General features: G+C 31.1%; 19 protein-coding genes. 9 read left to right on the top strand and 10 right to left on the bottom strand.

Translation table 11 applies throughout. The features are described from left to right. Positions 1–4: 4 nt before the first annotated feature. The 4 genes from atpA to LS73_RS06820 are packed head-to-tail and all read right to left on the bottom strand — an operon-like array spanning position 5 to position 3,055. The gene (gene atpA, locus LS73_RS06805) at positions 5–1,522 is read right to left on the bottom strand and encodes a F0F1 ATP synthase subunit alpha (protein WP_034558576.1); all 1,518 of its coding nucleotides are present in this window, start codon (positions 1,520–1,522) and stop codon (positions 5–7) included. 10 nt (positions 1,523–1,532) lie between these two features. After that, positions 1,533–2,081: a F0F1 ATP synthase subunit delta gene (locus LS73_RS06810; RefSeq protein ID WP_034558574.1), complete on the bottom strand. Its 549-nt coding sequence runs from the start codon at positions 2,079–2,081 to the stop codon at positions 1,533–1,535. Further along, the gene (locus LS73_RS06815; RefSeq protein WP_034558572.1) at positions 2,081–2,605 is read right to left on the bottom strand and encodes a F0F1 ATP synthase subunit B family protein; all 525 of its coding nucleotides are present in this window, start codon (positions 2,603–2,605) and stop codon (positions 2,081–2,083) included. Before LS73_RS06815 ends, LS73_RS06810 begins: the two co-directional genes overlap by 1 nt. A gap of 24 nt (positions 2,606–2,629) precedes the next feature. Next, entirely contained in the window at positions 2,630–3,055 is a 426-nt protein-coding gene (locus LS73_RS06820; RefSeq protein WP_034558569.1) for a F0F1 ATP synthase subunit B family protein, read from the bottom strand. A gap of 322 nt (positions 3,056–3,377) precedes the next feature. Here LS73_RS06820 and LS73_RS06825 point away from each other — a divergent pair, with 322 nt between their 5' ends. Continuing rightward, positions 3,378–4,346 (top strand): hypothetical protein, encoded by a 969-nt coding sequence (locus LS73_RS06825; protein ID WP_034558567.1) that lies wholly within the window; start codon positions 3,378–3,380, stop codon positions 4,344–4,346. Positions 4,347–4,519: 173 nt separating this feature from the next. Here the strand turns inward: LS73_RS06825 and LS73_RS06830 are convergent, their stop codons facing one another. From LS73_RS06830 to LS73_RS06855, 6 genes are all read right to left on the bottom strand, one after another. Beyond that, positions 4,520–5,356 (bottom strand): phosphatidylserine decarboxylase, encoded by an 837-nt coding sequence (locus tag LS73_RS06830; protein ID WP_034558939.1) that lies wholly within the window; start codon positions 5,354–5,356, stop codon positions 4,520–4,522. Between the two features lie 274 nt (positions 5,357–5,630). Next, complete coding sequence (locus LS73_RS06835; RefSeq protein ID WP_034558564.1) at positions 5,631–7,898, bottom strand: heavy metal translocating P-type ATPase; 2,268 nt, start codon at positions 7,896–7,898, stop codon at positions 5,631–5,633. 175 nt (positions 7,899–8,073) lie between these two features. Next, a complete protein-coding gene (locus LS73_RS06840; RefSeq protein ID WP_034558562.1) occupies positions 8,074–9,198 on the bottom strand; it encodes an SAM-dependent methyltransferase in 1,125 nt (374 codons plus the stop codon). A gap of 61 nt (positions 9,199–9,259) precedes the next feature. Beyond that, positions 9,260–11,320 (bottom strand): GTPase Era family protein, encoded by a 2,061-nt coding sequence (locus LS73_RS06845; RefSeq protein ID WP_034558559.1) that lies wholly within the window; start codon positions 11,318–11,320, stop codon positions 9,260–9,262. 11 nt (positions 11,321–11,331) lie between these two features. After that, positions 11,332–13,851: a hypothetical protein gene (locus tag LS73_RS06850; protein WP_034558557.1), complete on the bottom strand. Its 2,520-nt coding sequence runs from the start codon at positions 13,849–13,851 to the stop codon at positions 11,332–11,334. Positions 13,852–14,144: 293 nt separating this feature from the next. Next, positions 14,145–14,960 (bottom strand): sulfite exporter TauE/SafE family protein, encoded by an 816-nt coding sequence (locus LS73_RS06855; protein WP_052089801.1) that lies wholly within the window; start codon positions 14,958–14,960, stop codon positions 14,145–14,147. Between the two features lie 200 nt (positions 14,961–15,160). On the opposite strand from LS73_RS06855, the gene LS73_RS06860 reads away from it, so the two are divergent. From LS73_RS06860 to LS73_RS06895, 8 genes are all read left to right on the top strand, one after another. Continuing rightward, entirely contained in the window at positions 15,161–15,775 is a 615-nt protein-coding gene (locus LS73_RS06860; RefSeq protein WP_104692309.1) for a porin family protein, read from the top strand. A 51-nt stretch (positions 15,776–15,826) separates the two neighbouring features. Further along, complete coding sequence (locus tag LS73_RS06865) at positions 15,827–17,011, top strand: hypothetical protein (RefSeq protein ID WP_034558405.1); 1,185 nt, start codon at positions 15,827–15,829, stop codon at positions 17,009–17,011. 186 nt (positions 17,012–17,197) lie between these two features. Next, positions 17,198–18,544, top strand: a complete 1,347-nt coding sequence (locus LS73_RS06870; protein ID WP_138070005.1) for a formyltransferase family protein — start codon at positions 17,198–17,200, stop codon at positions 18,542–18,544. Beyond that, entirely contained in the window at positions 18,541–19,695 is a 1,155-nt protein-coding gene (locus tag LS73_RS06875; protein ID WP_034556691.1) for a hypothetical protein, read from the top strand. The genes LS73_RS06870 and LS73_RS06875 overlap by 4 nt, the downstream gene beginning before the upstream one ends. Beyond that, positions 19,692–19,988, top strand: a complete 297-nt coding sequence (locus LS73_RS06880) for a hypothetical protein (protein ID WP_034556694.1) — start codon at positions 19,692–19,694, stop codon at positions 19,986–19,988. Before LS73_RS06875 ends, LS73_RS06880 begins: the two co-directional genes overlap by 4 nt. Positions 19,989–19,998: 10 nt before the next feature. Continuing rightward, on the top strand, positions 19,999–20,826 hold the full coding sequence (locus LS73_RS06885) for an SDR family NAD(P)-dependent oxidoreductase (protein ID WP_081955474.1): 828 nt from the start codon (positions 19,999–20,001) through the stop codon (positions 20,824–20,826). Then, positions 20,819–22,243: an ANL family adenylate-forming protein gene (locus LS73_RS06890; RefSeq protein ID WP_138070006.1), complete on the top strand. Its 1,425-nt coding sequence runs from the start codon at positions 20,819–20,821 to the stop codon at positions 22,241–22,243. The genes LS73_RS06885 and LS73_RS06890 overlap by 8 nt, the downstream gene beginning before the upstream one ends. Before the next feature lie 129 nt (positions 22,244–22,372). Next, a partial coding sequence (locus LS73_RS06895) for an AMP-binding protein (protein WP_138070007.1) occupies positions 22,373–23,454 on the top strand: 1,082 nt, incomplete at its 3' end.

Here is a 23,454-nt window from a genome sequence, read left to right on the forward strand (position 1 = left end):
TCACTTATATTGCAAACCCAGATTGAAATTCTGTTAATGCATTATTAATGGCAGATTCAATTTCTTTGTCTAAAGCTTTTTTAGATGCAATATCTTTGAATATTTGAGGATATTTTGCTTCTATAAAGGGATAGAGCTGTTTCTCAAACTCAACCACTTTATTAGCTGGAATATCATCTAAGAATCCTTTTGCTCCAGCATATATTATTACCACTTGTTTCTCTATTGGAAGAGGGCTATATGGACCCTGTTTTAATACTTCAACCATTTTTTGTCCTCTTTCTAGCTGTTTTCTGCTAGATTCATCAAGGTCAGATGCGAATTGAGCAAATGCTTGCAATTCTCTGAACTGGGCAAGATCAAGACGTAATGTCCCTGCAACTTGTTTTGTTGCTTTAATTTGTGCTGCGCCACCAACTCTAGATACAGATAAACCAACGTTAATAGCTGGACGAATACCAGAGTAGAATAGGTCTGTTTCTAGGAAGATTTGTCCATCTGTTATTGATATCACATTTGTGGGAATATAGGCTGATACATCTCCTGCTTGAGTTTCAATGATTGGTAGTGCTGTTAAAGAGCCAGCACCAAGTTCATCATTTAATTTAGCTGCACGTTCTAAAAGTCTAGAATGAATGTAGAATACATCTCCTGGGAATGCTTCTCTACCCGGAGGTCTTCTAAGAATAAGACTCATTTCACGGTATGCTACAGCATGCTTAGTTAAGTCATCATAGATTATTAATGCATGCTTGCCATTATCTCTAAAATATTCTCCAATTGTTACTCCTGAATATGGCGCAAGATATTGCATAGCGGCACTTGAGCTAGCAGATGCGTTAACAACAACTGTATATTCCATTGCTCCATGTTCTTCTAGTTTACGCACCACTTGAGCAACTGTTGATTCTTTTTGTCCTATGGCTACATATATACAATAAACACCTTGTCCCTTTTGATTTATGATTGCATCTATTGCAACAGTTGTTTTTCCTGTTTGTCTGTCACCAATAATCAGTTCTCTTTGTCCCCTACCAATAGGAACAAGAGCATCAATAGCCTTAAGTCCTGTTTGTAGTGGTTCGTGGACACTTTTTCTTTGCATAATGCCAGGTGCCTTTTGCTCAATAAATCTATGCTCAACAGATGTTATATCTCCTTTACCGTCTAGAGGCTCTCCAAGTGTATTTACAACTCTACCAATTACTCCTTCTCCTACGGGAACTTTCATTAGTCTATTTAATCTTTTTACTGATGTTCCTTCCTTAATCCCTTTGCCTGAACCTAATATAACGATTCCAACACTGCCTTCTTCAAGATTTAGTGCTAGACCCTTCTCTCCTGTATCAAACTCTACCATTTCATATGACATCACATCATTTAAGCCATATACTTTAGCAACACCATCGGCATAGCTAGTAACTTTCCCTACTTTGTTAATGTCTATTCGTAGATCGAAATTTTCTATCTTTTCTTTTATTATTGAACTAATTTCTTCTGGCTTTAATTTTGTTGTATTCATGCTTTTCCTTTTAAATTGCTTTTAAGATAAATTCTTGTAATTCTCTCATAAACTTGTTTTTTAAGAATGTAATTTCAATTCCCAAATCATGTATATCAAGGCATATACCATCAATGTTATGATCGATTGTTTGAGATATTTCAAGATTGACATTTATTCTTTTCTCTAATTTTGTCTTAATGCTTTGAAGTGTTATTTCGTCAACTCGCTCTTTAGTAAGTAAGGTTGCTATATAGGTATTATTTTTGCCATCTATTATTTTCTTTAGTTCTTTAGATATTATAGGTATTAAACATAGTCTATTATTTTCAGCTAATAATGATAGTAGTCTCTTGGATTTAGAATCTAATTCTTCATTTATGGATTCTATTATTGAGCATACAAGTTTAAACTTATCTTCCTTTGACATTATATGTGAGTTAACTGCTTCAGAGAATTTATCTGATTCAAAGGCATACTGAAGACAAGAATAATTTCTATGAGTTTTAATGATTTGTTCAATATTAGAGCAATCTGCTAATGCCTTAGCATATTTCTTAGCTATTATAATTTCTTGCATTATGACACCTTTTTTTCTAGTATATTGATGTAATCGTTACTTGTTAGCTGAATTTTATTGCTGGAGAGTATTTCTTGTAATACTTCTTGTATAATTTGTTTTTGGAAAGCTTTAGCTTGGAATTTCATTGATTCTTCATTGCTCTTTGTTATATAAAGTATTTGTTCTTTAGCCTTTTCCTCTATCTCTTTCTCTGATATTAATGCTTCTTTCTTGGCTGTTTCAATTATACTTTTAGCTTTTTGCTTTGTATCTTCTAGCTCAATTTTAGCTTTTTCTTTTTTACTTTTAGCTTGTTTTGTTCTCATTTGTGATTCTGAAAGCCTATTGGCGATATCTATACTTCTAGCAGATAATATTGCTTTTAATTTGTCTGCCACCAAGTACCAAAGCAATACAACAAATATTATGAAGTTTACAAGCCTTTCGAATATGTCAGTTTTTGATATATCTATATGACCACCTTGTGAAGCGAATAATATTCCTGATAATCCAACCAAAGTTAGTATTGCTATAAATCTCATTATAAACCACCTTTCATTAAAGCTTCACACATTTTTTATTTTCATTAATAGTGTTGAATCTATATCACTTAAGCAAGCCTTAATATCCTTCCTCATTTTATCCTTCTGGTCTGATAGTTCTTTTAGGAATTCTTCCATTTTTTCTCTATTTTCTAGTTGAGCTTGTTCTATTTTTTTATTTGCGGAATCTTTAGCATCTTGTATCGCTCTGCTTTTTATGGCATATGCTTCAGACTTAGCTTCTGATAAAATTTTATTTATTTGCTTATTTATTTCAGATAATTCCTTATCGTCTTGGCTAGCAATAGCTAAATCACTATTAATCTTAGCATTCCTCTGGTCTATATAATATATAATTGGTTCAAACACAAATTTATTTAATAAAAACATAGTAATTATAAATACTATAAATACAACTAGCATTACTTGAGGATTAGGTATTATCTCCATAATTTAGCTCCCATTAGAATTATTACATTTGTTTCTTAAAATTTCAATTTTATATAGTCCCAATAGCTAAAAGCAGATTGCACTGCAACGGGCATACTCTTAAAGAAACGAAACAATAACGAAACTCTACTTATTATTATAGCAAATTATCTTTTGAAATATGTTTTAAGTTTTAATTATAATTAAAAATAAAGTAATTGAGTATGTTTTTATTCAAGTTATTTTTTAATAATATTTTTTTATACCTAATATCTTTTTTGTCAAACTATATTAGAATTATCATATAGAGTTTTGCAACGTTTTGATTTTTGGGAGGATAACAATGAATGATGATTTAGCTATTAAAGAGTATCTTAAGTTTCATGGTATAGATAATGTATTAGATATGGAATATGATGAATTAAAGGAACAATATGAAAAAGTTGTTCGCGAAGGTGTATCCTATTACTTTGATATTTTGCATGGAAATGATGTAGATATGGAGATTTCTAGCATTGATAGAAAGGATACAATTGAAGCTCTAAAGCAAGTAGAAAATACAGATGAGTTGTATGAAAAATTGCATGATTTTTTGCATACATATAATCATACTGACTTGATTGCTCTTATAGTTGAATTGAAAATGCCTATTTCATATAATAGGCTACGTAAGATTGTTTCTATAGTTTATTCTAGGGTTCAAGATGAAGTTCTTGATAATATTAAGATGGATTTGCATACATTTCCACAGCAAGAGCGCGAAACCCTTATTGCATATTATGAAACTAAGAGAGATGATATTATGATGCTTCAAAGCTTGCATGCAAAATACAAAAGTTTAGGAATGTTGGAGTATTTACGTGGGATAGCTGAGACTAAGCTTCTAATTATGCGAACTTTTTTACCCAAAGACTTGGAAACTGAATATAAGCCATTTTATGATAATGGAAAGGAAAAGCAAACACTTGTTTCAAAAATACTAAAAATCAGTGGGATCTATTCAAAGCAAGAATTATTTGACATGCAAATTATGGAATTGCAAGGTATCTATAATGAAATTATGGAACAAATATCGCAAAAAGAACGAGAGAATAAATTGATAAGGAAATATATTGAAATATTCGAGGATTCTGCAGGTATTACGGAAGATGAGTTTAAGGCTTATTGCCACGAAATGAGGGAAAACCTATCGGCAGAAGCAATAAGTGAGGTTATTGGTCATTTTACAACGCGTAATCATTTCATATCAAATAAAATTAATAATGTTTTTTCTGGTAAGAATGTTAATCAAGCTCCAGAGGCTTTAGATTAAGCATTTGTGTGACTTAATCTTTATATATATTCTGCTAATAAATTTAATTGGTTTTGTTTCTTATCTATTTTCTATATCTTTTTATATATTTGTATTTTTGCTAATATAAATCTATAAATTTTGAGAATCTATATTCCACTTTCATTATTTATAGCCTATTCATTATTTATAGCTTACATGGCTGGTAATGTTCCTATCTCTTGTCCCATTTTCACAATATCATTGGTGTGCACGCTCCAATGCGCTTTTATAATCAAAACCACAGTTGAGCCCATCTCAAAATATCCTATTTTATCTCCAGCTTTAAGTTGAATAGGATTTTCGTAGATATATTTGGCATCTCCTAATTGGGCATTTGTCTGTATTCTATGATCAAAATCAAAGCATATTTTGCCTACATTTAAAGCACCTATCGCGACAAAATACGCAATGCTAGCATTGTATTTAAGCCTTGTTGTAAGGACTACTCGCTCATTATGTATAAATAAATTATTATTTTTCAGCAAAGAATTTTTATTTACAGGTAATAATGTGCCGCTAAAATACCTAGCTTCTAATACCTCCAAATCACATGGAGCATGATAATGATGATAATCCTTAGGGGATAGATATAAGTTTATATAGCTATATGAATCTAAGCGCGCTTGGCTTTCGTTTTTTTCTATTTGTCTATATTCTGCACCATATCCATATAGTAATTCAAGAGCATTGTAGCTTTTGCCTTTTATCTGTAGTGCGGTATTTTTATTAATATTTCCAGATTCCATAATCAAAGAATCAGTAGGGCTAATTATATTGAAAGACTTTGTTTGAATTTCTCTTGGCTTTACTAGCTCGCGGGTAAAAAGATCATTTAGTGTTTCATATTGTGTATAGTCCTTAAATTCATTTAGGTTGATTTTGAATATATTTACATAACTTTTATTTATGATGTGTTGAATAGATTTATTGAACTTTTTATGTGCAAATTTGCCAAATAATCGTGAAATTTTGTTGCTTCGATACAATATATATCCTTTATGAGTGAAATGATAATAGTGCTTTTTATAAGAAATTGTATAAGATTCTAGCAAACTTTTGATATTCTTATTTAGATGTTTATTGCTTGGTTTACTAAATAAGTTTGCCTTATATGAAAACCCTTATGCTAGAAACTTCTATTTCATAATTTTGTATTTTGGGTTTTATTCTATTCATTCAAATCAATAGGCTTTTATTATTTTAGCCTGTGTAAGAGGCAAAACATAATTTTATTTGAGGAAAGTGTCATTAATACTTTTAAAGTTATCGCGCACATCTAAGCGCATTTGCTAGAGCTAATAGTGCTACACCCACATCTCCAAAAACCGCTAGCCACATATCTGCTATGCCCGCTACTCCTAGTGCTACTATTGCTAGCTTTACGCTTAATGCGAAGTATATATTTTGCCAAGTGATTCTTTGTGTTTTTTTAGCGATTTCTATTGACTTAGTCAAGCTGTGCAATGTCGGAGAAGTTAAGATAATATCTGCGCTTTGCTTGCTTATGTCATTACTTCCATTATCGCTTCCTGATATACTAATGCCAACATCAGCTAGCGATAGAACTACGCAATCATTGATTCCATCTCCTATAAAAGCGGTATTATTTTTATGTCTGTTTATAGACGAAAATATTTTTTCACTATCCCCAAATCGTCCCCTTTCCTTTGTCGTGCTGTTGGTTGTAATCTCATATTCTTTTTTAAGTGATGAGAAGATTTCTGCCTTTTGATTTGGCAATAGATTCCCATAGAATCTATCTATAGTAAGTAATTTGGCTATATGTTGAGTGCTTGCTTGATTGTCCCCACTAAGAATTGCCATATTTGCAATTCCTAGTTCTTTAAGTTTTAAAATACATTCTTTTGCTTCATCTTTTAGAGAATCAGAGATGTGTATGCATCCTACATATTGCCATTCATCTATATCTATTTTAGCTGTTGCTACATATATGATTGTATCTGCAGGATTAGCATTAGTTTCATCGTCCAATATAATATCTATATTGTATTCTTTTAATAGTTTAGCACTACCTATTAAAATCTTTCCTTGTCCTTTATCATTATATGTAGCTAGTATTCCTTTCCCAGATATTTCTTCACATTCTTGCATAGATGGATAATTTATTTTCATTGTTTTTGCAGCTTGTCTTATAGAGTTTGCGATTGGGTGATTTGATAGGCTTTCAGCACAGCTAGCAAGCCCTAATAACTCTTCTTTGCTAATGTTGTTTGGCTTTATTTGTGTAATAGCAAATTCGCCTTTTGTAAGAGTGCCTGTTTTATCAAATATGATATTTCTTGTGTTTGCTAATGCTTCTAAGTAATTTGAGCCTTTTACTAATATGCCATGTCTACTTGCAATACCAATAGCACCAAAATATCCAAGTGGAGCAGAGATTACTAGAGCACAAGGGCAGCTAACCATTAATACAACTAATGCCCTATATATCCATTCTAACCAAATCTCTTGTGTGAATCCTAGAAAGAATGGTGGGATTATTGCTATACACAAGGCAAATACGAATATGATTGGCATATACACTTTAGCAAATCTTGTAATTAGCTTTTGTGTTTTCGCCTTATTATCTGCAGCATTTTCTATCATATCCTGAATCTTGGCTATATTAGAATCTTGAAATCTAGCCTCAACTCTAATTTCTAATGGACTGTTTATGTTGATTGCACCAGCTATTACTTTATCATTTGGTTTCACACTTAATGGCTTTGGTTCTCCATTGATTATACGCATATCAAGATGGCTACTACCCTTAATAATCATTCCATCAACTGGAATCTTTTCTCCAACTTTTACCACAATTACATCATCAATGTCCAATATTTCTGGGTGTATATCTTCTAGCTCATTTTCATTTAAAGTTTTTTTATGAGCAATATTTGGGATAATTTGCATTAGAGTATTCAGCGAATTGCGAGATTTACTTATGGCTAATGATTCTACTAGCTCTCCAGTTTTGAAGAATATCATTACAGCTACTGCTTCAACCACTTCTCCTATACAGATAGCAGCAAATGTAGCAAAGAACATCAAGGAATTTTCATCAAAGAAGATTTTATTTTTTAAGTTCTTATATGTATTTTCAAAAACCTGCTTGCCTGAAAGAAAATAAATTAGCAAAAAGAATACAAATAGTAAATATTTGGAATCTTCATTATTTCCAGTAAATATCATATCGCTGTATTTTGCAAACAATCCAAACCCAAATAGAGATATTAATATGAGCAATAATATCCCTTCGTTTTTATTTGCATCATTTTCATCTTGATATTTAGAATCTTGATTGCTTTTTATTTGCACTTTTGATTCTACTTCATGTATATCTTTTTGTAACAAAGACAACAAAGATTGATTTAGATTTGACTTGTTATCTTCATTTCTTTCTTGTATATATAATGTTCCTGTTTGAAAATTGATTTTAGCAGTCTTGATATATGGTAGGCTAGATAGTTTTTTTTCTATCTTATTTGCGCAGTTTGTGCAATCAAGATTATATAGTTTAAACTTTTGCATATCGCTCTCCTAATAAGCAATGTTTAGATATATTATATTATGTTTTTGTTTAATACCTAAGGGAGGTATATGTTTATTACAATATAAAATAAATTCGTATTTTATTTATAATTTTAGGAATAGAACTTATTACAAAGATTTATATAAGCTAATGTTTATACATGCTTGCATGTTTTTATTCTCCACCAATAAAACAAATTGCTTTAAATCTTTCGCCCATAGCATTTGGAGCAATCAACCCTTTAAGTTTTACTTGCTGCTTAATTTTTGTTTGAAGGCTAAATCCTTGTGAAAATAGCTCAAAAACTTCTAATATATTGCATTCTTGTAATAATGCTTTAGCTTGTGTAGAGCAGAAGAGACATTTTGCTCCATATTGAGCAAAGATGTTTTGTAATATTCCAAAATCTACATCATAGGTTATATCACTCTGTTTATAGAATCTGTGGATATTTCCATTTTGTAGTTCTTCGTAAAAGTTATAAACATAATGTTTTTGATAAATACGCAAATTCATATCTCTAGCACCAAACTCTCCATAATCAAATGCTAGAAAAATCCATTTATTTTTAATCATGTTTATATCATAAATGAACTTTTCTAAGTTTAAACATACTTCAGATCCCAGAACTTTATATTTATTGCGAAAGTCTGTGATGCTAGGTTGTATATCCTGCCATATAAATTCGTGATTATTGCTATCTTGTCTTACAAATAGCATTTGTTCATTCATTATAACGTCGCAAGGCATACTATCAAATAATTCATTACTAAGGAAGAATATGTTTGTATTTGTATTGTCTTTTTGCTTCGATATTTCTAGGATATTGTTTGAATGCTGCAGTGTGTTTTTATCAATATTTTGCACAAAACCAATATCTTGCAATCTTTTAAATATATGTAATTGTTTTTTAAATCGATTTGTAATTCTTGATTCAAAATTTTGCTTTTGTAATATCCTAAGATTTGGCAATGGCTCAATTGTGCAAAATTCGCATTGATTAATTACATCATAGCTAAATGCACTTAAGAATTCTGCTACATCACCAATCAAGTCTGCATTATTGCTTCCAATTTCTATTATTGCTAGCGGTAAGCTTAAAATATCTTTCTCAAGCAATGCTATGATATATCTTGCAATCGCACCACCAAAGAACTTTGACACAGATACAGAAGTATAAAAGTCCCCACTTTTTCCAATACGATTTGCATCACTGCTTAGATAATATCCTTGATTATTAGAATCTACATCATAGAGCCATTTATTCATATACTCCCTAAAGGGTATTTGATTTGTCATATAAGTCCTTTTGAATCTCTATTTGCTTTCAATATATTGTTTATTATTTTATTTAGTAATTTTATGCATTATCTTTGGATTTGATTGTGTTTATTGTGTCATAGATTAGTTTTGTCCCAGTTTTCATAGTTTGACGCAAATCTATAATTTCTCGTATGCGATAACGAATGATTTTTTCATTTTCTTTTGCTTCATCATTCAATAGTTCTGGTATGCGATCAAACTCTGTCCTAGAGCTAGGTAGCATGCAAAATAAGTCCTTAATTTCTTGGGGTAGAATATCAATTATAGTATCTACTATAAAAGCACGGTTAAGCGGTATTATCATATCAACTTTGGCATTTTTTGCTAGCATTTTATCTTTATGTAGTTTGTCCTTTAGTCTGCTTATTACGCATTCTAGTAGCATTTTTTTTGTAGCTCTAATCCATACACTCAATATTGTTAGCTCGGTGTGAATCTTTTCTGCAAATTCACGCATAATCTCATAATGCTTATTTGTAAAGTTGCGATATACGCTTAGGTTAAATTCCTCTAGATTAAAGTAGCCATCTACACTAATGAATGGAGGTTTTTTTTGTAGCACTAAATGATGTCCGCGCTTTATCCATTCCTCAATAACATTGCCAAATGCAAGCAAGCTATCTTCTATGGTATTGTTTATATAGGCATCAAAGCGGCTAATCTTTGATAGTAGTGTTTTATGCTTTCTTGCCAATGGGCTTTGGTTATCATCTAATTCCTTTGCTACTTCCTGTATGTTGATTTGATATGTTTCATAGATTATATGCCTATTGGTTATGATGTCTAGAAATGAAGTTTGCTTAGGTCTTATGCGCATTTTGATAGTATCAATATTATCTAATATACTATCTACAATACTTTCTAAATATCTCTTAAAACTTTTTAAGATATTGCTTAATAACTCTTTGTTATATTCATTATTAAGCTTGATGACTTTTGCTATTAAATTTAGATTTTCTTTATGATAGTTGTAGTCAAGCAATTTATAATGATCAAATAGAATCTTATAGTGCATATCTATAACTTTATTCTTCTCAAATACTTCTTTGAGAAGAATAAAGTTTTTTTTGTTTTTAGCATTTTGTGCAATTTTTATAATAGATTCTTCTATTGCTTGCATTTTTTCTTTTTGAGATTGTAGTTTTATATCAGATGATTTTTCTAGTTCGTTGGCTTTATTTTTTTCTAAATAGAATTGCTCTATATTTGCTCTAGCAGATTCAAATATCGCTTTAATAGATTCACAATTTTTATTTTTAGTAGAGTTTAGCTGCTTCTCTAGTATGTAAAGCTGTTTTATGATTGCAAATTTCTCATCTATTTTTTGCTCGATAAAGAATAGTTCAAAGCTAATACTATAAGTGGCAGATAATTTAAATTTCTCATTTAACATATTCTTATCAGTAGATATTTGCTCTAATAACTCATGGGCATCGTTATATTTTTGCGTTTTAGTAAGTATTGCTATAGTTGGCTTTTTCTTTATTATTTTTGCGATGACATCTTGTTGTTGTATTTTGCTATTTAGCTCCAAAAGCCATATATACATGTCTGCATCTTTTAATGATGAGCTATTCTCTTGTTTAAATCCATCTATATCTTTGATTATATCAAAGCTTTGCAAAAAGCTAGATGGGGTAAATATTTCAAAGCTTTCAATTTGCTCTAAACTAGTTTGACTTATATCTAGTGAATGCAAGGTATTACTAAGGATAAAATCCTTACTATTTGTTGTATCCTTATTTGTAGAATCTTTATAGTTAATGCGTACAAACGCATTAGTAGAATATCTTAGGATAATTTTTTTTTGCGACATTTGGCTATTTAATGGGATAATATTATCCTTTAATATGGCATTAATAAATGCTATTTTATCCATGCCTTGTGTGCCTAATAGCAATATCTTTAATGTTTTTTTATATTGCTCTCGTATATTTTTATAGAATCCTTTTAGCTCTTGTGTGGGGTGGAACTTAGGATTGCTCATTATTTTTTCTACTTGGCGAATCTGACTTAATATATCGCTTGTTGGTTCATCTGTATAGGATACATGATGCAACTCGTTGTATTCTTTCAAAAAAATCTTTAATATGCTCAATATTTATCCTCCTATTTGCTTACAAGATTTTTTAGAATCCATGTACATTCGTCCTTATCATTAATATAGGCATCATCGTAGTAATTAATGAAGCTAGATTCTATAATCATAGTAGCACATTGCATAAATTCGCTAAAAAGTGCTATTCGTGTATTGAATAGCTTTTCTATATTGCGTTCTAGCAAAAAGAAGTAGTACTCAAAACTAGCTTTAAGGGGTTTTATAATTGATTCTTCACTAATTGCTCCTTTTTTTGTATTATCAGGCAGAACAATATCAAGCTTATATGAGAGATGCTCTGTAATTATATTATTGCTATCAGTAGAGTAGCCATCTCTAATTATAGAATCAAATCTTTTGAACAATATATCCAATATCTCTTTATGCTCATTGGTTTTTGTAAATCTTACTAGTGAGTTTGGATTCTTGCTATCTAGACAGCTTGCGATACTATTTAGCTCATTATGTGCTATAAAATGGCTTTGCAATATTTCTGATAGTCCTTGTAGTCCTATGATAATGCTATCTATTGTGGAATGCTTTAGTCGTTTTATGCTAAAGTTTGTTCTTTTTTGCATTTCATAGTTTAGTGACTGAATAAATTGCGAATAAAGATTGTCTCGTAGATTCTTAAAAGAAACATAAAATGATGAATATTTTGCTGGTAGTTTATCTGCTATGAGGTTGGCATTTTGCTTTATTTTGTTTAACATTGATATTATTTCTTGCCTATCTTGTGAGCTAAGTCTATCTTGCTTATTATTTATTAACAACGATGATATAAGTGATAATTTTGCTGACTTTTCTTTGATTGTATTTTTAGATTCCTTATCTATCTCTTTTGAATCTATATGCACATCTTTCTTCTGTTCATCATTTTTGCTATCTGTATTTTTATAATCAAGACTTTCAGAATCCTGCTCTAAGCTGCACTCTTTTATGTCAATGCTAGATTCTGCAATCTCTAATCCTTGTATATAATCGCTCTGGCAAAGCTTTATGATATTGCTTAATATTTCTACATAGATATGTTTTATTGGTGATTCAAATATATGTGCGAATATTTGTCTCTCAAGCTCTAAGACACCGCTTGATTGCATGTCAAATCCACTTTCTGATGTTATAGTGTTTTGCTTTCGCATATTATAGGCTGAAGCTGGAGTTACATAATGAAAATGTAGTTTATGTAATATTTCTTGCTTTTGCTTTATTTTATCTAGCCTTTGCTCTATGAGGTTAAGAAGCTTATTATGAATCGTTTGTCGCTTTTTTATTGTTAGATTAATTTTATCTACTTGGCTGCATATTAGATATACATATGAAATATTATCTTGTGTTAATAGTCTGAAAGATACGCTCGCTATATATTCGTAATGTTTATTTGTATTGCTATTTAGTAATTCCTCGGTGTTAATTATATAGCATGCAATGTTACTTGTTGTGAGATACTCATATATTTGCAAATGCCTAAAGGCATTTGGTATAAGCGATGGGGTATTGATGAATTGCATATATTTCAATATATCACTATCATGACAAATTGAGATATTTTTTACTTGTTTTATTATGCCTGTTTGGTATATATCCTCATAGATTTTACTTTTCTTAATCTTTTGTATACTCTTATCCAATTGAGGCTGCGCTTCGTTATTAGCGAATACATTATTAATTGATAATGAGCTGAAAGCTTTCATTTCTTTTGTGTTTAGATACTCTATTTTAGAATCTCCTTTGCCATATTGATATAATATTGGAGCGATTGCCTCTAATGGTTTATTATCAATTTTATTATCGGAATCATATAGCATAGTAGATATTAGAGTTGATTTACCCGCACTTTTATCTCCTATTATAATTACTTTCTTTAGAAAGTTTTCATCGCATAGAAATGTAAGACATTTAGTCCATGATGTTTTTTGTAGAATCTTCCTAGCCTTGGATATTGCTAGTAGCTGTTCTTTCAATAACGTATGATTTGCATTGAGCTGCGAAAATGATAGAATCATCTGCGATGGGGCATTTTTATTGCTCTTAGATAGCTTTCTTGTGTTTTCGCTATTTATAGCTGCTTGTATGCACTTTTCATCATGAAAGCTAATAATCCCACCCTCTCGCAGCAACTTTATGTCTTTTATAATCTGTTTTGAGGTTTTTGTGTCTATATAATATAGTATGCTAGCTTGTAGGCATTGCAGATATATCCCATAATGCTTATTTGGAAGTAAGTCTATATTTTCACAAAATATCTTGCATATATTCCTAAAGCTAGCGATTTTTAAGAATAAATCCAAGTTATTATTATTTAGAGCAAGAATGATTGCATAGACTTCGTGAATATCTGTTGGATTCTCATAATGCGTTGCTAGCAATTCTTTTGGCTCATTTCTTAATATAAATTCTGGTGCTTCTTTAGAGTAGATGAGGTTAAAGAAAGTTTGTAGTTTGTTGTTTGGAGATATTCTTTGTATAGGCAAAAATCTATGTAGAATTTCCATTTTTTGTGCTACTTCTTGTGTAGAGTGTTTTTTCACATTCTGCTCCTAATTGACTTAGATGATTATACAATTTAAATAGGGATTTCTGTATTAGATAAATTTATTTCGATAAATTCATATTTATAAAAGACTCTTATTTATCTTATAAAGATTTTTAGTAGTTAAATATTTCATATTTTAGTAATCTTATGAATGAAGAATTTTAATATTTATACTTTGCCTATCTATTTCTTAATCCGATATAACAAAATTCACATAATAATAAATAATATATATTTTCCTAGTAATTTATATAATTTTTATAATTTGTCCAAACTGTTTATTGAATCTTAGTGATGATGATGATGATGCATATTGTCTTTATTTCCGCTTAGTTGCACATAGCCAGTATATATGCTTTGAGCTGAAAAATAAATCATAATTGCAAAGCATAACCAAAGAAATATTTTGCGTCTAGTAGAATTAAGCAGTCTTACGCTTAGCATTCCAACCAAAAATAAAGGCAAAAATGTCCCAAGTGAAAAAAGCAACATAACAATTATAGAATCTAATACATTCATAGTTTTGGCAGCTTGCAAAGCAAACATATAAACTAGACCACAAGGCAAAAATCCATTTAAGATTCCAATTACAAAGAACTTAATAAAGCTATCCGACTTTAAAACTATGCTAAAACTAGTTTTATATGCCATTGCAAATAATGTCTTAGCCTTGGCAAAATAGCCCTTATTATCCTTACTAGATTCGTCGGTATATTTTATAAAGTCCGTTGTTTCGTTCTTGGTATTGCTATTTGCACTCTTATGTTTTCTATTGCCTTTTGTTATAGCTCTAAAACCCTTAGGGAAAAACGTAAATATTGTTGCACTAATTGCTAGCAAGATTCCAAGGGTAATAAAAATTATTCCGCTAGCTGTGCTATTTAAACTCAAATTCACACCAATGAGAGTAAATATAATCCCAACACATACATATCCGCATGCCCTTCCGATAAAATATAATAAGTTAGCAAGAATTTGCTTCAACTTAGAATCTATTTCTTTCATATTAAGAGTTATTACAATGCCTCCACACATACCCGCACAATGTGCCAAAGCTCCAGTGAATGCAGCACTAATAATTAATGCATAATCTTGAATTGTCATATATTTCCTTTTGTATCTTAACGTTTTTTTAAGTATTTCATGTCTTACTAAGTAACTATTTTTATAGCTTTTTGGAATCTTGCAATTCTATCTGAAATCATATATAAAAGGAATGTTTCTTGCTTTTTGTTTTTGTAAAAGCAGATAGTTTTCTTAGTTTGATTCTTAAATAATCCCCAGCCCAATATTAGGAGTTTGCCGTGTATTGTACTTATTCTAAATACTGTTTTCAGGTATTTAAGTATATATTAATTGTTATGTTTCTATGTCCATTATTTCTTAGAGCAGATTCCAATGTGCCAAATCTTGAGCTAGCTGGCTCTGAATCGTTTGAATATGATGTTAATAATAAGATTCGCAAGGCAAAGAGTAATTTTAATATAGGCATAGGTGCAAATATTTCTAAAGTCAATCATGAATCATTGGGTAAATATAGAATAAATGTAAGTGCCTTGCTAGGATATAGCCAATTTTTTTATAAGACTTTTGGCGTTAGGTTGTATGGTTTGTTTGACTATTCTATTGAGAAGATTTATGGCGGAGCTGGGTTTGATGTTTTATGGGATTTTTTGCAAACTGAAAATTTTGGAATTGGAATCATATCTGGCAGTAGTGTGGGATATTCGCAAGTAACAGAGTTAGACAATAATGGTGGAGCATTATCACAATTTCATGTTGGTGCTAGTGTAAACTTTGATGGTGGAAAGTCTAGGTTAGAAGGACTTGTTCGTATACCTTATAATAAACTAAAATCTTCAAACACACTTATTGATGTGGGTATTACATATGTTATTATGTATTCATATTTGTTCTAGATTTGATTGATATTCTTATATTAAGTTATATAACATTAATAAAGAGACACAATGCTTACACCTCTATCATCATCAGATATATTACATATCTTTAATTCAATAAAGTCTAAGCATCGTAAGATTTTTACTAACTATTTCTTTAATGCTAAGCAAGATTTATTTTTATATCATTTAGATTCTGCATCTTGCATATTTTTACAAAGAGTTGAGGATTTTTATCGTTTATATTTTATTGGTGATAAAAAAGAATATGTTGAAGACTTGCTATCTAAATTAGAACTACCTTTTCGTGTAATTCTAGAAAATCTTGGAAGAGATGATTCTGCTATTATGGCTCTATCTCCAAAGGTGTGGCACTATGAGACCACATATATCAAAATGCAAAAAAAGCTTAGTGCATCCATTGATATAGATGTTCATAATTTAGATATTGATATGAGTTTATGCGCGAATAGTTTTTATTATACAAATTTATTTGAAGAGATAAAATTGCTAGATGCTAATTTATCTTTAGGTATAGATTCTGTATCTTGCATATTTGCACAAAAGATATATAGTCTAATAAGATTAGATTTTAACAAATACTTTGATTATTTGCCCTCTAAGCAAAGCTTGCAAAAGCATATTAACTGCTCTCATATTCTTGTATGTTCTAAGAGCATAAATAAGGCAACATCTCCTAAAGATAGCAATATTAAAAGCAATGTAATTTTTGATAAATTAATAATTGGTTATTTGCTATTTATTCCCAAAGGCAGTAGTGCATATTTAAATCTCATATCAAATTATGGCTCTAAAGCTAGTTTAGTTCCATTGTGGCATTTCTTTTATAGATATTTAAGCAAACTTCATATAAGATCTCTGCACTTATGGTGTGATATACAAAATCAAAGGGCAATGCGTATGTATGCGATAGAGGGCTTTGTGCCTAGTGGATTGAAAAATATCATCTATTCTAAAAATCTTTTTGCAGAAAAGATTTTATCTTGGAGTAAAGAACCTTCTTTTAGCAGCGTGGATAATAGCACAGCTAGTGCAAATATCAAGATTCCCAATAAAGCTAATATATTTAGTAATGCCAATAGTATTTATAATATCCATGCCTTATCTCCTAATCTATCTATAAATCTATCCCTATCTAATAGCAATTCTAATGTTATATCTAGCAATGCTAGCTTGGCATTAGTGTGGAAATCTTATCGTAAATATATGGGGGGGGGGGGGCAACCCAGCTAACTTTTATAAATCTTTATTCATTTCTATTATTGTCGAATTCTGTCTATTGCAATTCTATTATAAACTTTATCTTCAATCATTTATTACAACCAATCTTTCATATATACTTGCTACAAGTTATGCTCATTTCATCGTTAATCAAGATTTATTTATTAGCCAAATTAGTAGCCATGCAAGGAATTTTGCATGATATTTGATCAAATTATAATTATTGGTAGCGGTAGCATTGCTAGCGATATATTAGATTCTATGTGTGAATTTACATCTAAGTTAGAATCTAATATAAAACCAACACATATATCTAGCCTAAGCTTAATATTAGAATCTAGCTTGCAATGTATATCTCTATCTAACTCAATGCAATTGCAGCCCATACTAGCAATGTCTTATTGTTCGCATAGCCTATCTTTATTGCAGCATAAAGCAAAAAAGCATAATATTCCTTATCTATCATGCAATGATTCAAATACATTAGATATATTTTTTGCGAGTATAGATTTTCCTACATTGGTCATTAGTGCGAATAATAATTATATCTTTAAATCCTCTGCAATATGCAATGAAAACCTAAAGATTATCAATTTCCATAACGCTCTTTTACCATGTCATAAGGGCGTTAATGCGCCAATATGGAGCATATACGAGCAAGATGAAAAAAGCGGTGTAACTTGGCATGTTGTAAGCTCTAAGCTTGATAGCGGGGATATTTTGATTCAAAAAGAAATGCCCATAGCCCCAGATATTAACTCCCTAAAACTTTTTCAATCATTAATGAAGCTAGGTTTTGATGCATTTGTGGAGATAAAAGATAGCTTATTAGATTGGAGTGTAAGTTTTGTTCCAATGGCTAAGGATAGCCGCGCTCCTCATAGGGCTAGAGATTTGCCAAATAGCGGGTTTCTAAATCCAGCTTGGGATAGAGATAAGATTAGTGCGTTTTTGCGCAGTATGGATGCTTTTGGAGTTATCCCAAAGCCTTGCATAATTATTCATGATAAGGTTTTTACTATTACTAAATATTGGCTTAATATATCATATTTTCAAAATGAAATTTCATATCAAAGGCATAGTGAAAGTGATTTATTACAAAGAGATTCTACAAAAGTTAAACCCCCAAGCAATATTGCAAATGATATTATAGGCGATATTGTAAAAGAAGACCCAAAGGATAGAATCTCTAAGGATAAAATTCCAGAAGATAGAATCTTTTTACACATTAAAGACATAGCCCTAGAGCTCTGCTTAGCATCTAATAATGTCTCTAGCTCAAGCATAGATTTAGAATCAAATAACAAATCCCTTAAAACATACAAAGCATATACATCAAGCATACATGATAATGCTACGGGGGGGGGGGGGGTAACCTCTCTATGTAAAAATAATAATGCAATAAATGATATAGCTTTAAAGCTAAGCGCGTTTATATCTACTACTAAGAATACTAATAATCATAATATACATATTAGCTTTATTTCTGGCTTTGCTAATTATACATTAGGCAATATATCTAATAATAAAAGGCGGGCAGCATGAGAGACTTAGGGCTGCTTATAAGCGAAACGGATTCCAAAGATATTAATATAGCATTTCGCAAGCTAATAACTAGCAATAGCATTAGCAATTATTTTTTTCATATTGATTTTCATTTTGCATATTCAGTTAGCCTAAGCCTTGCATCTAGCAAAGATTCTGATTGTGATTTGTTGGCATTTTTGGTTTGTTCAAGTTGCATTGATGATGCTAAAAAGCAAGAGAGTCATAATGACAATATTGATTCTTGTCTAACAACTGTTCATAAGCCAAAAATATGTGAATCAAATTTTTCAGATTTATATGACACAAATTTGCATGAACAAAGCCTACATGATAAGAGTTTTTATAAAGGCTATTTTATTTGCAAGGATTCTAATACCTTGCGATATATTCCATTGTGTTTTGATACTTTAATGGCTTATATATGCAATACATGTCTAAATAAAGATTTGCGTCATAGAGCAGAATCTAATAATTGGCAAAATACCAAAGAGATTAATGAAGAATATAGAGAAGCCAAAAATCCAATACCAAGACATCAAGATTTAGCAAAAGAGACTAAAGAGCCTACTATAGTATTTGAAGTAATAACAAAGGGTAATATATCAGAAGATATACAAGGGATATTATCTTACTATTGCAATCGTCATAATATTTATGAGCGACTGCGTGTAAATCTTGCTAGCCTGAAAAATCCATTCAAAACAATATCTTCAAATCAAGCTAATTGCAACATAGACTTAGCAAAGCGAAGCGATTCTAAAGATATATATCATCTGCTCTTAAGCACATTTGATATATATCTTGATAACCTCCCTAGCTATCAAAAACTTTTAAGCTATATAGATAGTAATCAAGTCTTAATCTCAAAGTCTAATAACAAAATAGATAGTCTAGTTATATGGACATTGCAAGGCAGGGTTTCACATTTTAATTACTTAATCAACATCTCTAGTAATCCATTTGCCATGCCTAGCATATTACAAGCATATTACGAGATACTTAAATCTAAGAATATTATGCAAGCATATCTATGGGTGGATATAAATAGGAATGCTAGGCTTAGGTCATTTCATATACAGCGTTATGGCTATAAGCCTGATGGAACATTTAATCATATTTTTATCTTTAATCCAAGGAGTAATGAATGAATAAAGAAGCAATTATTGACTATATCTATATATGCCTAAAAAATCTAGCTAGTGAGCTAGAGAGTGAAGAGTTAGAAAACCCCAATTTGCAAACTAGGATTTATGGTGCAGGTGGCATTATAGATTCTATTGCTTTAGTTAGTTTCATAGTAGATTTGGAATCTATGCTATCAGAGAAGCTAAACACAGAAATAGTCCTTGCTAATAGTAGGGCAATGAGCCAGCATAATTCACCATTCAAAGATGTAAGTAGCCTTAGTGATTATATATTTTCATTAATTCATGATAGCTAGGAGGAAGTATATGGAATCTTACATTTCTAGCACGAATATAGTTCGTACAGATATCACAAATAAAGAAAATTTAGCAAAGGGCAAAGAACATGTTCAAAATAAACTTAGTAAACCAAAAATATTTGTCATTACCGGCACTAGGAAAGGAATAGGTAGGGAGCTAAGCCTAGCTTTTTTAGATGAGGGCAATGTGGTTTGTGGTTGTTCTAGGGGGCAATCTAGTATAGAGCATGAAAATTATAGACATTTTCCACTTGATGTAAGCGATGAGATGGCTGTGGTAGCCATGATTCACGCTATTAAAGTTGAGTTTGGTGTTATTGATGTGTTGATTAATAATGCAGGAATTGCTTCTATGAATCATATCTTAACCACTCCATATAAGACTATGCAAGATATATTTAGCACTAATGTATATGGCAGTTTTCTTTTCTCTAGGGAAGTAGCAAAGGTAATGATGCAAGACTATAAAAAGCATAAAAGGCATGAATCTATGCCCTATAGGATTGTGAATTTTGCCACTGTTGCTACGCCTCTAAGGCTTCAAGGTGAAGCTGTATATGCTGCTTCTAAGGCTGCTATTGTGAATCTAACTGAAGTTTTATCGCGAGAGCTTAGTGAATTCGGCATTACTGTTAATGCCCTAGGACCTACGCCTGTGCCAACTGATTTAATCAAAAATGTCCCAAAAACAAAAATGCAAGCCCTGCTAAATTCACAAGCAATAAGGCGTTTTGGTGAATTTGCAGATGTCTTAAATGTGATTAGATTTTTCATTAATCCAAATAGCGATTTTATAACAGGACAAGTTATTTATTTAGGTGGTGTGAATGGCTAGATTTTTAGAGAAAATTGCTAGTTTTAGCGGAAACTGTATAGTATATGATGATGAGCGTTATAGCTATGCCGATTTGATAGAGTATATCAAAGATAAATCCAATTTGTTATCTTCATTGCCTAAGGGCTCTAGTGTCGCCCTAATTGGCGATTATGATATAGATTCTATTGCTTTCTTGCTTGCCTGTTATGCTTGTCAGATGATTGTAGCACCACTAAATAGAGATGAGTTAATAGGATTGAATGTAGATAGTGATTATATAAATAATGAAAATTTACAATTGCTTATAGATAGCAAAAATATAATTAGTGATAAGCTAAAACAAGCAGAGATTGAATTCATATACAAAGATGGCATATTAAAAGATACGGGCATAAAAAGACAAAATATTATCTTTTCACGTCTTAAGAATAGAGCGGGCTTAGTGCTATTTTCTAGTGGTAGCACAGGTAAGCCAAAGGCGATTGTGCATGATTTAGATTCTATGCTTGAATCCTATATCTCTAAAAGACAAAAAAGCATAAATTTGCTTTTATTTTTAGGCTTTGATCATATAGGTGGCTTAAATACTTTGTTTAATACCTTAAGTATTGGGGGCTTAGGCATCACAATTAGCAATAGAAAAGACATTAATGCCTTAGCAAAAGTCATTCAGGATTATAAAATAGCTCTTTTGCCTGCTAGCCCTAGTTTGTTAAATCTAATGTTGCTTAGCGATGTGGCACATAAATATGACTTAAGTAGTTTGAGGATTATTACTTATGGTAGCGAGGCTATACCAAAATCATTATTGATTAGATTGAAAGATGTATTTCCTAAAGTTAGATTCCATCAAACATTTGGCACTAGTGAAGTTGGAATCATTCAAACTAAAAGCCTAGAAGACGCTATAAAGTTAGAGAATATTGATTACAAGATTATCAATAATGAGCTTTTCTTACGTCCTAAGTCTAGCGGATTAGGCTATATCAATAGCGATATTGCTATGCTAGATAATGAAGGTTACTTTGCTACAGGTGATATAGTGCAGACTCTTAAAGTAGAAGGAGAAGAATATATAAAGATTATAGCTCGCTCTAAGGAAGTGATAAATATAGGCGGAGAAAAGGCTTTGCCTAGTGAGATTGAAGATGTAATATTTGAGTTGCCCTATATTAAGGATTGCTTAGTATATGGAGAAAAAAATGCAATAACAGGGCAGAGCGTTAGTATAAAAGTGGTGCTTGATTCTAGTCTTCAAGTTAATAATATGGAGTTAAAAAAGAAAATTAGGGCTTATTGTAAAGATAGGCTAGCTGCATATAAGATTCCAAGTAGAGTTTGTATTGTAGATTCCCTAGATATTAGTGATAGATTTAAAAAAGAGCGCAACAAAACAGTTGAAATCTATACTGGGGGGGGGGGTAGCACTCTATGACTATCTCTTTATTAAATCCTATCCTAGTGTCATTTGGTCTAATTCATATAGAAATACTTGTTCTTTTAGTGGCTGTGTTTGTCATGATGATTGTGTTCATTATGATTGTAGTCTTTCGGGGTGGCTATTGTGTGCATAGCCGTTTTATTGCAGCGATGTGTGGAGCAAGATTTTTTAGAATCAAATCTATCTCAAATAACCAAAGATTTAACCTCACGCAATATTGCAACATGCAATTTACAAAGACTAGCTTCATGGCAGGGTGGGATAATAATCAATCAAGAAGAGTATAGTTATGATTTGGTGTATAAAGAGATGATTAGATTATCTAGTAGCATGCCAATTGGCAGGGTTGTAGCACTTGTTGGTGATTACAGCTTTCATTATTTAACTACTTTGTTTGCTCTAATTTATAACAAATGTATCATTTCTCCTTTATTGCCTAGGGATCTTTGTTTTGATATGGGTAATTTGTTTGAGTTTATATATGACTCTTATTCTAAACAAATGCAAACATGCTCTAATACTACAAGCAAGCCTCTAATAGAATCATTAAAGAAGCAAAATAGGGCGGGCTTAGTGCTATTTTCTAGTGGTAGTACAGGTAAGCCAAAGGCGATTGTGCATGATTTAGATTCTATGCTTGAAACTTATCTAGCTAAGAGGCAAAATTTATTAAGAGTAGCAAATGTCTTTTTGCCTAATCATATTGCAGGCATAGATGTGTTATTTTCTACCATTAGCTCTTGTGGAAAGCTAATTATTCCAAAAGATAGGAATCCAGAAGTAATTTTGCAATCTTTATCAGAGCATAAGGTAGAAGTTTTACCCGCTTCGCCAACTATGCTTAGACTTTTGTTATTAAATAATCTTAACTTATATGACCTTACATCGCTAAAGCTAATCATCTATGGCAGTGAAAGGGCTGATTTAGGGCTTTTATCCGCATTGCAAGAAGCACTGCCACATATAAAGCTTAAGCAGAGCTTTGGCACTAGTGAAACTAATGCTATCAAAATTAAGAATCACAATAGCAAAGATGGATATTTTAAAATTCTTGAATGCGATTACAAGATTATCAATAATGAGCTTTTCTTACGTCCTAAGTCTAGCGGATTAGGCTATATCAATAGCGATATTGCTATGCTAGATAATGAAGGTTACTTTGCTACAGGTGATATAGTGCAGACTCTTAAAGTAGAAGGAGAAGA

This window comes from Helicobacter muridarum (assembly GCF_000765805.2).
In the GTDB taxonomy this organism is placed as follows: domain Bacteria; phylum Campylobacterota; class Campylobacteria; order Campylobacterales; family Helicobacteraceae; genus Helicobacter_A; species Helicobacter_A muridarum.

Bases quoted from the DNA above. Each gene is read 5' to 3' on its own strand.
- atpA (WP_034558576.1), bottom strand. From the start codon at position 1,522: ATGAATACAACAAAATTAAAGCCAGAAGAAATTAGTTCAATAATAAAA.
- LS73_RS06810 (WP_034558574.1), bottom strand. From the start codon at position 2,081: ATGCAAGAAATTATAATAGCTAAGAAATATGCTAAGGCATTAGCAGAT.
- LS73_RS06815 (WP_034558572.1), bottom strand. From the start codon at position 2,605: ATGAGATTTATAGCAATACTAACTTTGGTTGGATTATCAGGAATATTA.
- LS73_RS06820 (WP_034558569.1), bottom strand. From the start codon at position 3,055: ATGGAGATAATACCTAATCCTCAAGTAATGCTAGTTGTATTTATAGTA.
- LS73_RS06825 (WP_034558567.1), top strand. From the start codon at position 3,378: ATGAATGATGATTTAGCTATTAAAGAGTATCTTAAGTTTCATGGTATA.
- LS73_RS06835 (WP_034558564.1), bottom strand. From the start codon at position 7,898: ATGCAAAAGTTTAAACTATATAATCTTGATTGCACAAACTGCGCAAAT.
- LS73_RS06840 (WP_034558562.1), bottom strand. From the start codon at position 9,198: ATGACAAATCAAATACCCTTTAGGGAGTATATGAATAAATGGCTCTAT.
- LS73_RS06855 (WP_052089801.1), bottom strand. From the start codon at position 14,960: ATGACAATTCAAGATTATGCATTAATTATTAGTGCTGCATTCACTGGA.
- LS73_RS06865 (WP_034558405.1), top strand. From the start codon at position 15,827: ATGCTTACACCTCTATCATCATCAGATATATTACATATCTTTAATTCA.
- LS73_RS06870 (WP_138070005.1), top strand. From the start codon at position 17,198: ATGATATTTGATCAAATTATAATTATTGGTAGCGGTAGCATTGCTAGC.
- LS73_RS06875 (WP_034556691.1), top strand. From the start codon at position 18,541: ATGAGAGACTTAGGGCTGCTTATAAGCGAAACGGATTCCAAAGATATT.
- LS73_RS06880 (WP_034556694.1), top strand. From the start codon at position 19,692: ATGAATAAAGAAGCAATTATTGACTATATCTATATATGCCTAAAAAAT.
- LS73_RS06885 (WP_081955474.1), top strand. From the start codon at position 19,999: ATGGAATCTTACATTTCTAGCACGAATATAGTTCGTACAGATATCACA.
- LS73_RS06890 (WP_138070006.1), top strand. From the start codon at position 20,819: ATGGCTAGATTTTTAGAGAAAATTGCTAGTTTTAGCGGAAACTGTATA.